Source organism: Burkholderia pseudomultivorans, assembly GCF_001718415.1.
Taxonomy (GTDB): Bacteria; Pseudomonadota; Gammaproteobacteria; order Burkholderiales; family Burkholderiaceae; genus Burkholderia; species Burkholderia pseudomultivorans_A.
The window spans coordinates 2241801-2256304 of sequence record NZ_CP013377.1; the positions used below are offsets into that span (position 1 = coordinate 2241801).

Annotated in this window: 16 protein-coding genes; 10 read left to right on the top strand and 6 right to left on the bottom strand. The window is 69.1% G+C overall.

Features of this window, described 5'->3' with window-relative positions:
- Nucleotides 1-122: 122 nt before the first annotated feature.
- Nucleotides 123-1649 (bottom strand): AMP nucleosidase, encoded by a 1527-nt coding sequence (locus WS57_RS09585; RefSeq protein WP_009693204.1) that lies wholly within the window; start codon nucleotides 1647-1649, stop codon nucleotides 123-125.
- Nucleotides 1650-1778: 129 nt separating this feature from the next.
- On the opposite strand from WS57_RS09585, the gene WS57_RS09590 reads away from it, so the two are divergent.
- The 5 genes from WS57_RS09590 to WS57_RS09610 all read left to right on the top strand — a co-directional run bounded on the left by WS57_RS09590 (nucleotide 1779) and on the right by WS57_RS09610 (nucleotide 5306).
- Complete coding sequence (locus WS57_RS09590; RefSeq protein WP_059480641.1) at nucleotides 1779-2174, top strand: hypothetical protein; 396 nt, start codon at nucleotides 1779-1781, stop codon at nucleotides 2172-2174.
- Nucleotides 2175-2274: 100 nt separating this feature from the next.
- Nucleotides 2275-3273, top strand: coding sequence for a homoserine kinase (locus tag WS57_RS09595; RefSeq protein WP_009693202.1), 999 nt, complete (start codon nucleotides 2275-2277; stop codon nucleotides 3271-3273).
- The gene (locus tag WS57_RS09600; protein WP_009693201.1) at nucleotides 3264-4073 is read left to right on the top strand and encodes a BPSS1780 family membrane protein; all 810 of its coding nucleotides are present in this window, start codon (nucleotides 3264-3266) and stop codon (nucleotides 4071-4073) included. Before WS57_RS09595 ends, WS57_RS09600 begins: the two co-directional genes overlap by 10 nt.
- A gap of 205 nt (nucleotides 4074-4278) precedes the next feature.
- Entirely contained in the window at nucleotides 4279-4731 is a 453-nt protein-coding gene (locus WS57_RS09605) for a MarR family winged helix-turn-helix transcriptional regulator (RefSeq protein ID WP_009693200.1), read from the top strand.
- Nucleotides 4732-4886: 155 nt separating this feature from the next.
- The gene (locus WS57_RS09610) at nucleotides 4887-5306 is read left to right on the top strand and encodes an organic hydroperoxide resistance protein (protein WP_009693199.1); all 420 of its coding nucleotides are present in this window, start codon (nucleotides 4887-4889) and stop codon (nucleotides 5304-5306) included.
- A 115-nt stretch (nucleotides 5307-5421) separates the two neighbouring features.
- Here the strand turns inward: WS57_RS09610 and WS57_RS09615 are convergent, their stop codons facing one another.
- Complete coding sequence (locus tag WS57_RS09615; protein ID WP_009693198.1) at nucleotides 5422-5598, bottom strand: DUF3563 family protein; 177 nt, start codon at nucleotides 5596-5598, stop codon at nucleotides 5422-5424.
- A 73-nt stretch (nucleotides 5599-5671) separates the two neighbouring features.
- Complete coding sequence (locus WS57_RS09620; RefSeq protein ID WP_069244116.1) at nucleotides 5672-6781, bottom strand: PHB depolymerase family esterase; 1110 nt, start codon at nucleotides 6779-6781, stop codon at nucleotides 5672-5674.
- Between the two features lie 248 nt (nucleotides 6782-7029).
- Here WS57_RS09620 and WS57_RS09625 point away from each other — a divergent pair, with 248 nt between their 5' ends.
- The 4 genes from WS57_RS09625 to WS57_RS09640 all read left to right on the top strand — a co-directional run bounded on the left by WS57_RS09625 (nucleotide 7030) and on the right by WS57_RS09640 (nucleotide 10140).
- On the top strand, nucleotides 7030-7728 hold the full coding sequence (locus WS57_RS09625) for a phosphatase PAP2 family protein (protein ID WP_009693196.1): 699 nt from the start codon (nucleotides 7030-7032) through the stop codon (nucleotides 7726-7728).
- A gap of 121 nt (nucleotides 7729-7849) precedes the next feature.
- Entirely contained in the window at nucleotides 7850-8650 is an 801-nt protein-coding gene (gene modA, locus WS57_RS09630) for a molybdate ABC transporter substrate-binding protein (RefSeq protein WP_059518983.1), read from the top strand.
- A gap of 10 nt (nucleotides 8651-8660) precedes the next feature.
- Nucleotides 8661-9338: a molybdate ABC transporter permease subunit gene (gene modB, locus WS57_RS09635; RefSeq protein WP_059601143.1), complete on the top strand. Its 678-nt coding sequence runs from the start codon at nucleotides 8661-8663 to the stop codon at nucleotides 9336-9338.
- Nucleotides 9339-9438: 100 nt separating this feature from the next.
- On the top strand, nucleotides 9439-10140 hold the full coding sequence (locus WS57_RS09640; protein WP_059601146.1) for a sulfate/molybdate ABC transporter ATP-binding protein: 702 nt from the start codon (nucleotides 9439-9441) through the stop codon (nucleotides 10138-10140).
- A gap of 169 nt (nucleotides 10141-10309) precedes the next feature.
- Here the strand turns inward: WS57_RS09640 and WS57_RS09645 are convergent, their stop codons facing one another.
- The 3 genes from WS57_RS09645 to WS57_RS09655 form a co-directional block, all read right to left on the bottom strand.
- Entirely contained in the window at nucleotides 10310-11146 is an 837-nt protein-coding gene (locus WS57_RS09645; protein ID WP_009693192.1) for a TOBE domain-containing protein, read from the bottom strand.
- Between the two features lie 66 nt (nucleotides 11147-11212).
- Nucleotides 11213-12994, bottom strand: coding sequence for a CHAD domain-containing protein (locus WS57_RS09650; protein ID WP_069244364.1), 1782 nt, complete (start codon nucleotides 12992-12994; stop codon nucleotides 11213-11215).
- Nucleotides 12995-13117: 123 nt separating this feature from the next.
- Nucleotides 13118-13501: a tautomerase family protein gene (locus WS57_RS09655; RefSeq protein ID WP_059518989.1), complete on the bottom strand. Its 384-nt coding sequence runs from the start codon at nucleotides 13499-13501 to the stop codon at nucleotides 13118-13120.
- A 115-nt stretch (nucleotides 13502-13616) separates the two neighbouring features.
- On the opposite strand from WS57_RS09655, the gene WS57_RS09660 reads away from it, so the two are divergent.
- Entirely contained in the window at nucleotides 13617-14474 is an 858-nt protein-coding gene (locus WS57_RS09660) for a LysR family transcriptional regulator (RefSeq protein ID WP_069244117.1), read from the top strand.
- Nucleotides 14475-14504: the final 30 nt, after the last annotated feature.

Genomic DNA, 14504 nt, shown 5'->3' on the forward strand with positions numbered 1-14504 from the left:
CGTCATCGTCGAACGCGGGCCGGCGCGCCGATGACGGCGCCGCGAGCACCAGCACGCGCGGTCGTCCCGGCGATGGCAGCGGAAACGACCGCACACGGCGCTCGCCGATTCGAACGCCGGCGTTACTGAAACGCCACCTCCGCAAAACTCCGCAGCTTGCGGCTATGCAGCTTGTCGAGCCCGTTCGTGCGCAGGATCTCCATCGCCTTCACGCCGATCTGCAGATGCTGATCGACCTGCGCGCGATAGAACTGGTCGGCCATGCCCGGCAGCTTCAGCTCGCCATGCAGCGGCTTGTCCGACACGCATAGCAGCGTGCCGTAGGGTACGCGGAAGCGGAAGCCGTTCGCGGCGATCGTCGCACTTTCCATGTCGAGCGCGATCGCGCGGCTCTGCGACAGCCGCTGCACCGGCTCGCGATGGTCGCGCAGTTCCCAGTTGCGGTTGTCGACGCTCGCGACCGTGCCCGTGCGCATCACGCGCTTCAGTTCGGCACCGTCGAGCTGCGTGACGTCGGCGACCGCGCGTTCGAGCGCGAGCTGCACTTCGGCCAGCGCCGGGATCGGCACCCACAGCGGCAGGTCGGCGTCGAGCACGTGGTCCTCGCGCACATAGCCGTGCGCAAGCACGTAGTCGCCGAGACGCTGCGTGTTGCGCAGCCCCGCGCAGTGGCCGAGCATCACCCACGCATGCGGACGCAGCACCGCGATGTGATCGGTGATCGTCTTCGCGTTCGACGGACCGACGCCGATGTTGACCATCGTGATGCCGCTGCCGTCCGCCCGCTTCAGGTGATACGCGGGCATCTGCGGCAGGCGCGGCGGCGCGGCGCCCTCGCCCGCTTCGCTGCCGAGGTTCGCGTTGTACGTGACGACGTCGCCCGGCTCGACGAACGCGCTGTACTGGCTGCGATAGGCGCGCACGTCGGGATCGTCGCTTTCCGTCATCATCGTGCGGCCGAGCTTCACGAACTCGTCGATGTAGAACTGGTAGTTCGTATAAAGCACGTAGTTCTGGAAGTGCGTCGGCGACGTCGCGGTGTAGTGACGCAGCCGGTGCAGCGAGAAATCGACGCGCGCGGCCGTAAACAGCGCGAGCGGATGCGGCTCGCCCGGCGACGGCTCGAACGTGCCGTTGACGATGCGATCGTCGAGATACGACAGGTCGGGCGTGTCGAAGATGTCGCGCATCGCGAGCAGGCTGTCGCGATCGAGCTCGCCTTCGAGATGGATGCCTTCGGGAAACGCGAAGTGAACGGGGATCGGCTGCGACGACACGCCGATCTCGATCTTCACATGGTGGTTCTTCGCGAGCAGGCGCAGTTGCTCGCGGTAGTAGTTGGCGAACAGGTCGGGACGCGTGACCGTCGTCTCGAAGACGCCCGGGCCCGCGACGAAGCCGTACGAACGGCGCGAGTCGACGTGCGTGTTGACGTCGGTGCGGATCCGCACGAACGGATAGCACGCGCGCACATGCTCGGTGATCGATTCGTGGCGACGATAGCGCGCGAATGCGTCGCGCAGGAAACCGGTGTTCGTATCGTAGATGGCGGACAGCCGCGCGACGGCGGCAATCGGGTCGTCGAAAGCTTCGACCGGCGGACTTTCGGGCGTCAGCATCCGGTGCCGGCGGCTCAAATCGTTCTTCATTTTCATCACCTCGTCTGATCCGACGACATTACCACGGAACCCGGTCACGCTCATGGCCGTCCGAGGGCACGCGAGGGCCGGATGGCGCGCAGTATTTGCTAAAATCGGTAGGTTCACTGGAGACTCATCATGAAGCCGCTCATTCTCGTCGTCGCTGCCGCCGCGTTTGCCGCCGCCAGCGTCGCTCACGCCGCCGGCGGCACGCCTGCCGCCGACGCGCAGGCCCAGGCCGAGGCCAACGAAGCCGCCGGCCTGCCCGATCTCCGCCAGATCAACCGGCCCGGCGCGGAAGTCACGTCGAAGGTCGATTTCAGCGACATCCGGCGCACCCCGAGCTTCCACGAAAAGAGCAAGAACGGCACCGAGGTCACCGAGTATCGCGACCGCGGCAAGCCGGTCGAGATCGACGTGAAGTCGAACTTCGGCACGCGCTACCAGATGAGCTCGACGCCCGACACGTCGCCGAAACCGCACGATGCGGGCGTGCCGATCACGCGCCTGCCGTCGGTCAACCTCCGCTACTGACCGCTGCCGCGCCGCATCGACAACACCGCGGCGCGCCGCCCCTTCACCTCCCGCCGCGACCGCCTCGCGCGGGCCGACAATCTGACCAGACGCATCCCGCATGGCCGTTTTCACCGCTGTTTCCGACTCCGATCTCGCGCAATGGATGCGCCACTATGAACTGGGCGATGTCGTCGCGTTCCGCGGCATTCCGTCCGGCATCGAAAACAGCAATTTCTTCCTGACGACGACGCGCGGCGAATACGTCCTCACGATCTTCGAAAAGCTCACGGCCGAACAGCTGCCGTTCTACCTCGACCTGATGCGCCACCTCGCCGGCCACGGCGTGCCGGTGCCGGATCCGGTCCCGCGCAACGACGGCGCGCTGTTCGGCGAACTGCACGGCAAGCCGGCCGCGATCGTCACGAAGCTCGACGGCGCGGCCGAACTCGCGCCCGGGGTCGAACACTGCATCGAGGTCGGGCAGATGCTTGCGCGCCTGCATCTCGCGGGGCGCGACTATCCGCGCCATCAGCCGAACCTGCGCAGCCTGCCATGGTGGCAAGACAACGTGCCGGCGATCGTGTCGTTCATCACGGACGCGCAGCGCGCGCTGCTCGAAGGCGAACTCGCGCACCAGGCCGGTTTCTTCGCGTCGGACGACTACGCGGCGCTGCCGGAAGGGCCGTGCCATTGCGACCTGTTCCGCGACAACGTGCTGTTCGCGCATGCCGCGCCGGATACCGGTCACGCGGTGCGGCTCGGCGGCTTCTTCGACTTCTATTTCGCGGGCTGCGACAAGTGGTTGTTCGACGTCGCGGTGACCGTCAACGACTGGTGCGTCGACCTCGCGACCGGCGCACTCGACGCCGCGCGCGCGGACGCGCTGCTGCGCGCGTACCAGACCGTGCGACCGTTCACGGCCGAGGAGCGCCGCCACTGGAGCGACATGCTGCGCGCGGGCGCGTACCGCTTCTGGGTGTCGCGCCTGTACGACTTCCACCTGCCGCGTGCGGCCGAGATGCTCAAGCCGCACGACCCCGGCCATTTCGAACGCATCCTGCGTGAGCGTATCGCCCATACGCCCGTGCTTCCCGAGATCCAAACCGCATGCAACTGATCGAAGTGCCCGCCAAAACGGGCTATGTCTGGTTCCGACAAGGCATCTGGCTGTTCCGCCGGAATCCGCTTGCGTTCATCACGCTGTTCTTCACGTACCTGCTCGCGATCACGCTGGTGTCGATGGTGCCGGTGGTCGGCGCGGCGCTGCCGCTGCTGTTCATTCCCGGCATCGCGGTCGGCTTCATGGCCGCGTGCCGCGATACGGTGGCCGGCAAGCCGGTGATGCCGACGATCCTGATCGACGGCTTCCGCTCGTACGGCACCGTCGCGACCCAGCGGCTGCTCGTGCTCGGCGCGATCTACGTCGCGTCGATGGTCGTCGTGTTCGCCGCGTCGTCGGTGGTCGACGGCGGCATGCTGTTTCATCTGATGCTCGGCGCGACGGGCGACACCAACCCGGCGCCGGAAGCGCTGGCCGCACAGGGCACGCTCGGCGCGCTGATGTTCGCGACGCTGCTGTACGTGCCGGTCGCAATGCTGTTCTGGTTCGCGCCGGTGCTGATCGCCTGGCACGACATTCCGCCCGCGAAGGCGCTGTTCTTCAGCGTCGTCAGCTGCTGGCGCAACCGCGGCGCGTTCGTCGTGTACGGGCTGCTGTGGTTCGCCGTCGCGCTCGGCACGTCGCTCGGCCTGTCGCTGCTGCTGCAGGCGCTCGGCGCGGGCGCCTATGCGCTGACGGTCATGATGCCGGTGACGATCATCATCGTCACGATGCTGTACTGCTCGTTCTATGCGACCTATCGCGGCTGCTTCGGCGTGCAGGAGCCCGGCGCGACGCCGACCACGTCCGGCCGCTGAAGGCCGGCGACGAACAGGCCGGCATCGACTGCCGGCCTGCGCTTTTCCGCCGCCGGGGCGATCGGCGCGGCATTCCCCTTCGCTGTCGTCCCACCCGTCCCGCTTCGCGCACGCGCCGAGCCCGGGCAACGCTGTTCAATCCGCTCTTTTGCGCGCAAAATAATTTGCATGTAAATCGTTAGCGCATTCGCGCGCGCCCCGAATCATGGATCGCCTGCCCGACCTGCCCCAGACCCTCGACGAGCAATTGTGCTTCGCGCTCTACTCGACTTCGCACGCGATGACGAAGGCGTACAAGCCGCTGCTCGACAAGCTGTCGCTGACCTATCCCCAATATCTCGCGATGCTCGTGCTGTGGGAGCGCGACGACATCGCGGTCAAGGACATCGCCGCGCGGCTCGATCTCGATCCGGCCACCGTCACGCCGCTGCTCAAGCGCCTGGAAGCGCTCGGCTACGTCGAGCGCGTGCGCAGCGCGGCCGACGAGCGCGTCGTCAACGTCCATGTCACGCCCGCCGGACGTGCGCTGAGGGAACAGGCGCGCTCGGTGCCTGCCGAGCTGTTCTGCACGATGCAGCAAACGCCCGACTTCCTGCTCAGGCTGCGCGCCGATCTGCGGCAGCTGCGCGATGCGCTGGGGACCGCCGGCGACCGCTGACGCATCCGGCACCACCGCCCCGCCCGGCCTCGCCGGGTTTTTCTTCAAAAATTCATTTGCACACTAATCTTTAGTGTTCTATATTTTCCTCGTGGCCGGCGACACAAGCGTCCGACCGGACCGCTTTCCATTGACTTTTCGACAGGAGCTGCACGATGAACATTCTGTACAAGACCAGTGCCACGAGCACGGGCGGCCGCGACGGCCGTGCGGTATCGGCCGACAACAAGCTGGACGTGAAGCTGGCCGCGCCGCGCGAGCTGGGCGGCACGGGCGCGGAAGGCACGAATCCGGAGCAGCTGTTCGCCGCAGGTTACTCGGCCTGCTTCCTGAGCGCGATGAAATTCGTGGCGGGCCAGAACAAGCAGACGCTGCCGGCCGACACGCAGGTCACCGCGGAAGTGGGCATCGGCCCGAACGACGCCGGCGGCTTCGGCCTCGACATCGAGTTGCGCGTCTCGCTGCCGGGCCTCGACAAGAACGATGCGCAGACGCTCGTGGACAAGGCGCACCAGGTCTGCCCGTATTCGAATGCGACGCGCAACAACGTGCCGGTGCGACTGACGGTCGTCTGATACGACGCGCGCGCCGAATGCAAAAAGGGCGTGTGCGGCTCATTGCCGCACACGCCCTTTCGCGTGATGCGCCGGAACGGCGGACCGGCCGGCCCGGCGTTCCTCGTTCGTTCGCTTAACGCGCGCCGATCGAGTACGGGCGGTTCATCGCCGCTTCGCGGTCGATCTTGCGCATGCGGAATTCGAGATCGTAGATGTCGGTCGCTTCGGACAGGTACGCCTCGGCGCGCTCTTTCGCGGCCTGTTCGGCGTTCTTGGTCAGCATCAGGAAGAGGTGGCTCAGCAGGTACATGATCGATCTCGCAATTCGTTGACTAGGGTTTTCCCGTATTATAGGGAAAACCCTAGTCATTTGCCAGCCTCGATCAGACGGTGCGTCGTTCGGTCGCCACAGTGCGCCGGTGCTCGGCGAAAAAGGACCAGGTCATCGCGCTCGCGTCCGGGCCGACCGCCGCATGGAACGGCACGGCTTCGTCGCCGCCCGCCCATGCGTGATCGAGCCCCTTCACATGGCAGAGCCGCACGATCGTCTCGCCCTCGCGGCATACGTCGACGATCTGTGCGCCCGCCTTGCGCGTTTCGACGCGCTCGCCGCCGCGCAGCGCCCCGCGGCTGTCGGCCAGCCCGTTCAGGCGCATGAACTGCACCGTGAGCTGGTCGGCGTTCTTCGGCGCGACGACATGGTCGCCGTCGCCCTGCACGATCAGCGCAGGCATGCCCGGATAGGCGGCCGAATCGACCAGCGCGTCGACGGTCGCGGCCGGGTTCTGGCGCAGGCCGCGCCGCATCACGTCCATCGCGGTGATCCCCGAATTCGCCTCGCCCATCGCCGGGCCCGAATGCAGCGCCACGGCCGCGAAACGGTCCGGATGATGCAGCGCGAGCAGCGCCGCGAGACCCGCGCCGGCCGACAGGCCCGCGACATAGACGCGCGACGCGTCGAAACCGTGTTCGTCCACCAGCGCGTCGACCAGCGAGGCGACCGCGTCCGCCTCGCCGCGGCCCGCGCGGTCCGTATCCTCATACCAGTGCCAGCAGCCGTGCGAGTGCGCCCGCCGCGACTGCTCGGGGTACAGCACCGCAAAGCCGTGCTTGTCGGCCAGCAGGTTCATCCGCGTGCCCTGCACGAACTCGTCGACGCTCTGCTGGCAGCCGTGCAGCATCACGACCAGCGGCATCGCACCGCGCCGACGGCCGGTCGGCACGTAGAGGCCGTACGCGAGCTGCTGGACCAGGCGGCCGAGCGCGGGCGCCATCGGGTGCTCGCCGCGCGTCCATTCGCCGGTCGCCCAGGCGGCGGCGCGCGGACGCACGCGCGACTCGCGCGGCGGGGACAGTTCGGATGCGGCAGGCGTCGCGGCAGCTTCGAGCACGTCGCGCGTGATCCGCTGGGCATCGCGCGCCGCGCGCTTGCCGACCGGAGACAGCATGCGTTTCATGCCGCCCAGCCACATCTTCGTCAGACTTTTGGTCATCAATCGGGCTCGCAGTCAGGAAAATTGGGGACGCCACATTCGGCGTATCGTTCAAAATTGTGCAATGCACCATACCATTGTTTATGGGATTTTTCCTGCGTGCGGATAGTTCCCGGTCGCACCAAAAAACGGGCCTCGTACGCGTGCGGCGCTATACTGGGGTTTCGCCGCTTGTATCCGTTGTAGTCGTTCTTCCCGGCTCGCGCGTTGATTTAAGCATCCGTCCTGCCCTGCACGTTCCCTTCCCGATGTTCGACCTGCCGCCTCACCTGTGGATCACGATCACCGCGTTCGGTGGCGCGGGCCTGACCTTGCCGCTCGCCATCACGATCGCGGTCTGGCTCGCGCTCGGTTACTCGTGGCAGCGTGCGCTCGCGTGGCTCGGCGTGCTGGCGGCCGCGATCGGCGTGGTCGCGCTGACGAAGATCGCGTTCCTCGGCTGGGGGATCGGCGTGCGCGCGTGGGATTTCACCGGCTTCAGCGGCCACGCGATGCTGTCGACCTCGGTCTATCCGGTCGCGATCTTCCTCGCCTTGATCCGCACGCGCACGCCGGTGCGGCTCGCCGGCATCGCGCTCGGGCTCGCGGCCGGCATCGCGGTCGGCGTGTCGCGCGTCGCGCTCGACGCCCATTCGCCGTCCGAATCGGTGACGGGCTGCATCGTCGGCGCGATCGCCGCGCTGGCCTTCATCGCCGGCTCGTGGCGCGCGGTGCCGCACCGCTGGTCGGTGCCGGCCGTCGTCGCGAGCCTCGCGCTCGTCACCGTCGCGCTGCACGGCATCACGGTGCCGTCGCACCGCTGGGTCACCAAGGTCGCGCTGCAGCTGTCGGGCCACGAGCGCCCGTTCGTGCGTGCGCGCTGGAAAGCGAACCCCAATTACCGCCCCGCGTCGCAGCCGTCGTCGCTGCAGCGCACCGAATCGCAGGCGCATACGCTGCACGCCTAGCCGGTCGCGCCGTTTTCCTCGTCCGAACCGTTCATGTGCCCCATCGCATGAGCGGTATGTCGAGCGTTATAACCCGCCCTATATTACGATTACGGTTTTCACTGATCAGAAGCCATCCGCCATGCGCTCATCCGTCCGTCCGCTTCGCCGCACCCTGCTTCGACTGCTGCCGATCGCCACGCTCGCTGCGGGAATCGCGTTCAGCGCCCCCGCATCCGCCGCCGACGAACTGGTCGTGTCGGCGGCCGCCAGCCTGACGAACGCGTTCAAGGCCGTCGGCGATGCGTACGAGAAGCAGCATCCGGGCACCAAAGTGCTGTTCAACTTCGGCGCGTCGGACGTGCTGATGCAGCAGATCGCGAAAGGCGCGCCGGCCGACGTGTTCGCGTCGGCCGACCAGAAGGCGATGGATCGTGCGGTCGACGAGAAGGTGATCGTGCCCGGCACGCGCCGCGATTTCGCCGCGAACTCGCTGGTGCTGATCGTGCCGGCGGACAGCCAAGCGAACGCGCCGACCTCGCTGCGTGACCTGACCGCGCCGGGCGTGAAGCGCATCGCGTACGGCGACCCGGCGTCGGTGCCGGTCGGCCGCTACACCGAAGGCGCGCTGCGCGCGGCCGGCGTCTGGGATGCCGTCAGCGCGAAGGGCGTGCTGGCCGCGAACGTGCGCCAGAGCCTCGACTACGTCGCGCGCGGCGAGGTCGACGCGGGCTTCGTGTTCGGCACCGACGCCGCGATCATGCCGGGCCGCGTGAAAGTCGCGCTGACGGTGCCGACGCAGACGGCGATCACTTATCCGATCGCGGTGGTCAAGGACAGCCGCCACGCCGCGCAGGCGCAGTCGTTCATCGACTTCGTCGCGTCGCCGCAGGGCCAGGCCGTGCTGTCGGCGTTCGGCTTCAAGCCGGCCGCGGGCAAGTGAGCGCAGCGCGATGCAGGACGCCTGGATACCGCTGCTGTTGTCGCTGAAGGTTGCCGGCTGGGCGACCGCGCTCGATATCGTGCTCGGCGTCGCGGCCGCGTTCGCGCTCGCGCGCTGGCGCTCGCCGGCGCGCGACGTCGTCGATTCGCTGCTGACGCTGCCGCTGGTGCTGCCGCCGACGGTGCTCGGCTATTACCTGCTCGTGCTGCTCGGCCGGCGCGGCGTGTTCGGCGCGTGGCTCGACCGGCTCGGCATCGAGCTCGTCTTCACGTGGCAGGGTGCGGTGGTCGCGTCGATGATCGTCGCGTTTCCGCTAATCCTGAAGTCGGCCCGCGCGGCGTTCGAAGGCGTCGATCCGCATCTCGAGCGCGCCGCGCGCACGCTCGGCCTCGGCGAAGCCGCGGTGTTCTTCCGCGTGACGCTGCCGCTCGCCGCGCGCGGCATCCTCGCGGGCGCGCTGCTCGCGTTCGCGCGCGCGCTCGGCGAATTCGGCGCGACGCTGATGATCGCCGGCAACCTGCCCGGCCGCACGCAGACGCTGTCGGTCGCGATCTACGCGGCCGTGCAGGCCGGCGACGACAGCACGGCCAATTTCCTCGTGCTGGTCACGTCGATCACCTGCGTGCTCGTGCTGCTTTCGGCCGGCTGGCTCGTGCCGGCGCGCGCGCGGCGGAGTCAACCGACATGACGCGCCCGCTGCTTCCGTATCGCGCCGCGGCCCGGGTCGCAACGCCCGGTGTGGCGACGCCCGTTGCCGGCATGCGCGGACCGGCGCACAGGAGGCCCGCGTGAGCCTCGTCGTCGACGTCCGCAAGACCTACGCGACCGCCGAGCGCCGCTTCACGCTCGACGTGTCGTTCACCGCGACGACGCAGCGCGTCGTGCTGTTCGGGCCGTCCGGCGCGGGCAAGAGCATGACGCTGCAGGCGATCGCCGGGCTGCTCGCACCGGACGAGGGGGCGATCATGCTGAACGGCGAGCCGCTGTTCGATGCGGCGCGCGGCATCGACGTGCCGACCCGCGCACGCCGCGTCGCGTATCTGTTCCAGGACTACGCGCTGTTCCCGCACCTGAACGTGCGCCAGAACATCGCGTTCGGGCTCACGTCGGGCCTGCGCAATCCGCGCGCGAAGACGCTGCCGCCCGAAGTCGCGTACTGGCTGCGGGCGTTCGAACTCGAAGCGCTCGCCGGACAGTATCCGTCGCAATTGTCGGGCGGACAGAAGCAGCGCGTCGCGCTCGCGCGCGCGCTGGTCGCGCAGCCGCGCATGCTGCTGCTCGACGAACCGTTCGCGGCGCTCGACGGCGCGATGCGTCAGCGGATGCGCCACGAACTCGCCGAGCTGCAGGCGCGGCTCGACATTCCGATGGTGCTGATCTCGCACGATCCCGACGACGTCGCCGCATTCGGCGATCAGGTCGTGCAACTGAACGACGGGCGCGTGCAGGCGGCGACGCCGCACACCGAGTGGCCGACGCGCGTCGCGTGATCGACCGGCAATGCCGCGGTCGTCGCGCTGCGCGGCCGGGAACCTGAGAGACGCCGCCTCGAGCGGCATCGACTGAAAACGAAGCCGGAGCCGGGTCGATGCGGTTTTGCCGCGTCAGCCCGCCATCCGGCCGTCAGCGGCACGCCCGCACGCCGGCTCGCAAATCGCGTCAGCCGGTCACCGCGAGAATCACGCTCGACGCCTTGAACAACGCAATCGCCCGCTGGCCCACGACGAGCGGCAGCACATCGACGCTGTCGTTCGTGACGACGGCCGCCAGCGTTCCGCCGCCGTCGAGCGCGAGCGTCACCTCGCTGTTCACGGCCCCTGCCTCGATCGATTCGACCGTCCCGCGCAGCCGGTTGCGCGCGGACACCTTCGGTTCCGGGCCGCCGTCGTCGATCGCCAGCACGATCCACGACGCCTTGACGAGCGCACACGCGGGCGCGCCGACCTGCAGGCCGAGCCCGTCGGCGCTCTCGTGCGTCAGCACCGCGACGATCGCCTGGCCGCCGGGCAAGCCCAGCGTCACCTCGTCGTTGACCGTGCCGCGCACGATCGCGTCGACCTTGCCGAACCACTGGTTGCGCGCGCTGGTCTTCATGCCGATCCGGCCGATCAGCGCCCAGTCGACGTCGAATCCGGCCACCGCCGCGCTCGCGGCCGCGATGAAGCGGCGATGCTCGCGCTCGATCGTGCGAAACGCGGCGATCAGCGACGTCGCGCGCGGCGTCAGCGTCGTGCCGCCGCCGCCCTTGCCGCCCGTGGAACGCACCACGAGCGGCTCGCCGGCAAGATTGTTCATCGTGTCGATCGCATCCCAAGCGGCCTTGTAGCTCAGGCCCACGGCCTTGGCCGCGCGCGTGATCGAACCGGTGTCGCCGATCGCCGCGAGCAGCGCGATGCGCGTCGCGCCGCCGAGCGTCTGCTCGCCCGCGCGCAGCCACAGCTCGCCGCCCAGTTCGAGCGGTTCGGCAGGAGAAGAGGAAGGCGGCGTATCGCTCATCGGTCGGCTCGAAAGGAACGGGCGGCCATTATAGGCACGGCATCCGCGCGGCGCGCGCCGTGCTGCTCAGCGCGCCTTGCCGTCGAGCTTCGGCGGCCGCAGGCTGGCGAGCAGCGCCTCGGCGTCGCGCGCCGCGCGCTGCTCGAGCGCCGCGCCGTAGCCGCGCACGAAGCCGATCTGGTACGGCGGCGCCGCGAGCTGTTCGAGGTGATGCAGCGCGACGATCGCGTCGTTCGCCTCGCCCAGCACGCTCTGCACGCGCGCGAGCGTCTTGACCGTCTCGGTGCGCGTGCGGCGCGACGCGAGCGACGCGAAGAATTCGAGCGCGTAGCGCAGCCGCTTCGCATCGATCCGCACCTGATGCCGCGCGGCCGTATCGAGCGACGTGAGCGACGGCGAGGCGTACAGGTGGCCGAACAGCCGCCGCACGCGCTTCGCGGCATGACGGCGCAGCGACGGCGCATCGTCGTTCGCGGCGGGCGGCAGCGCGAGCGTGCTCAGCCATTCGAGCCAGCCGAGCGTCAGCCGCGCATAGCGCGCCGAATGCAGCGCCTGCCGCAGCTCGACGCGCGTGGCCGCGCTCTGCGCGCGTGCGGCGTCGAGCGTGCCGGCCCAGTCGGCGCCGCCGCCGTCGGCCGCGATCAGCGCGGGCAGGATTTCGGTCGAGAACACGTCCCAGTCGCGCACCGTGCCGAGCAGCGCGGCCAGCCAGCGCAGGTCGGTGCCGAACGTGTCCTGCCACTGCCGGTCGGCGAAGCGCGGGAAAAAGCGCATCAGCGTGCGCAGGCGGCGCAGCGCGACGCGCATCTGATGCACGAATTCGGGATCGTCGCGATCGAGCACGCCGCCCTCGTTGCCGAGCCACTGCGCGGCGATGTCGCCGGACAGCGCGAACAGCGCGGCGCGCTGCGAGCGGATGCCGGCCAGGTCGACGAGTTGCGCCTTGACCGGCGCGGCCGTCGCGAACTCGCCCGCGCACGCGCGGTCGATCGCGCTGGTCAATTGCACGAACGCGGGCCACGCGCCGCTCAGTTCGCGCGCGGCGGCGAACAGCGCGCGCAGCGCGGCGCTGCGCGCTTCGACGGTCTCCCAGTCGGGCGCCGCGAGACGCAGCTCGACGTAGCGGCGCGGCGGCGCATCGCCGTCGTGCAGCGCGATGTCGTCGAGCGTCATCTCGACCACCACGCCGCTGTCGTCGGCCCAGCGCCCGCGCCGCCGCTCGCTGACGAGCCAGCGGCCCGCCGGCGCGGCAGCCGGCTGCGGCGCAACGGGTGCGTCGGTGGCTGCCGACGCGGCGGCAGCTTCGGGCCGGCCGCGCGATCCGCCGCCGGGCTGCGCGCCGTCGCCGCTCCCGGCTCCGGCCCCGGCCGACGCATCGACCGCGGCCTTCGCGGCCGACCTGGCCGCCGACTTCGTTTCAGATTTCGCGACGGGCTTCGCGTCGCCGCCGGCCGCGGGCGGCGAATCCGTCCCGTCGACCGCCGCCGCCCCGTGCCCGGCGCCGAGCGCCGACACGACGATTCCCGCATGCGCCGCATCGAACAGTTCGCGCTGCGTGACGCCCGGCGCGAACGCCTGCGTGCGCGACGCGACGACGCGCCGTTCGTGCGCATGCGACTCGATCCACGTCCACCAGCTCGCGCCGGGACTCGGCTCGGCCTCGACGACCTGACACGGCTCGATCGTGACGCGCTCGTGCCCGCGGCGCATTCGCACCTGCGGACAGATCCGCCATGCCCGCACCAGCTCGGCGCCGAAGTCGCGCGGCGCGGCGCGCGTACGATTCGAGGCCTTGACCGGCCATCCGTCCTGCGACAGGCACAACACGACTTCCAGCACACGCGACATGAAGGCTCCTGCATGAAGGATCGCCGGCGCATCCTCCGCACCGGCGTCGCCCGTGAAGCAGCGTTCATGGTACACGGCCCGAAAGCGTGCGGGTAGCGATCTGGCCCCGCACGCTGTGCTGCATCAAACCACGTATTGCGCGATGCCGTTGCCGAACGACCAGTCCTCCTTCAGCACCTCGACCAGACTGATGAATACGTCCTGCGGCCGCACGCCCGGCTGCTTCGCGAGATGTTCCGTAATCGTCCGGTACAGCGCCTGCTTCTGTTCGAGCGTGCGCGTGTTGTTCGCGGTGATCTGGATCATCACCAGATCGTCGCTGCGCTCGATATCGAGGTAGTGGCGGCCGAACACGAAGTTCTCGGCCGCATGCTCGGTGACGATCATGAAGATGTCGTCCTCCGGCACGTTGAACGTGTGCATCAGCGCGCGATGCACGCCATCGACGAGGGCCGCGCGATAGGCGGCGGGCTTGCCTTCGCGCAGGGCGATACGGGTGAATGGCATGGTCTTGCTCCTGTCGGTGAAGTCGGAATCGAAAAATCGGACTGCCACGTCAGGTTAGGCGCGCCGAACTATAATGAACAGTCATCATCGGATATTTCATCCATTTCAATTTGAAATGAAAGTTCTCGACCTCGATGCGGTGCGGGCCTTCGTGCTGGTCGCCGATCTCGCCAGCTTCACGCGCGCCGCCGACGCGCTCGGCACCACGCAATCGGCGGTGAGCCTGAAGCTGAAACGGCTCGAAGCCCATCTCGGCAAGCCGCTGCTCGCGCGCACGCCGCGCGTCGTCAAGCTGGCGGCCGACGGCGAAAACTTCCTGCCGGCCGCTCGCGCGCTGCTCGATGCGCACGATCGCGCGCTCGGCGCGATCGCGGCCGGCACGCACCGGCTGTCGCTCGGCGTCAGCGAGCATGTCGCGGTGCCGGACCTGCCGGCCGTGCTGACGAGCCTGCATCGGCGGGATCCGGGGTTGTCGCTCGAAATGCACCTCGGGACGTCGACGAACCTGCTCGCGCAGTACGACGAGCGCCGGCTCGACGCGGCGATCGTGCGGCACGAACCGGGCGAGGATCCGCCGCGCGAAGACGGCACGCTGCTGTTTACCGAACCGCTCGCGTGGCTCGCCGCGCCCGACTGGACGCCGCGCGCGGGCGAGCCGCTGCCGCTCGCGGTGCTGGCCGGCCCGTGCGGCGTGCGCGCCGCCGCGTTGCGCGCGCTTGACCACGCCGGGCGGCCGTGGCGCGAACATTTCATCGGCGGCGGCGTCGCGGCAGTCGCGGCGGCCGCCGCCGCAGGCCTCGCCGTGTGCCCGCTGGCCCGGCGCGTCGCGCCGCGCACGCTGGTCGACGTCGGCGCGAAGTTCGGCCTGCCGCCGTTGCCGCGCTCGCAGGTCGTGCTCTATTCGCGCGTACGCGACGCGCGCGCGGCCGCCGCGCTGCGAAGGTTTGCCGACAGCCTTGCAATCTCGGCGTAAACTAGCGGATTACGCCGCGTCCAATCTCCT